Genomic DNA, 281 nt, shown 5'->3' with positions numbered 1-281 from the left:
GTTGTAGGGGAATAGGCATGAGCATCATCTGTTCAAGAGATCCATCTTGGAAGTCATCTTTAAACAGTCGCTCCAATGACAAAAGTGCAGAAAGCAAAGCGGCTACCCACACAATACCAGCAGCAATACGCGCCAGTAAGTTTGGCTCAGGCCCGATACTTAATGGAAAAAGAGTAATCACTATGATGAAAAACCATAGTGGATTGAAAATATCGGCTTGACGACGAAATGCAATGAGTAGCTCTCGACGGATTATTTTCATCATGGACGCAATCATACTA

At 42.7% G+C, this 281-nt stretch carries 1 protein-coding gene; it reads right to left on the bottom strand.

Annotation, left to right across the window (positions count from 1 at the left end):
- Positions 1-265 (bottom strand): heme exporter protein CcmB (locus tag FQ664_RS25840; RefSeq protein WP_218570419.1); only part of this gene is annotated, 265 nt, incomplete at its 3' end.
- Between the last annotated feature and the right edge of the window lie 16 nt (positions 266-281).

It is taken from the genome of Pseudomonas persica (genome assembly GCF_900291015.1).
Classification (GTDB): domain Bacteria; phylum Pseudomonadota; class Gammaproteobacteria; order Pseudomonadales; family Pseudomonadaceae; genus Aquipseudomonas.
The sequence above is the reverse complement of the archived record's forward strand: the minus strand, read 5'-3'. Positions and strand labels throughout refer to the sequence as shown.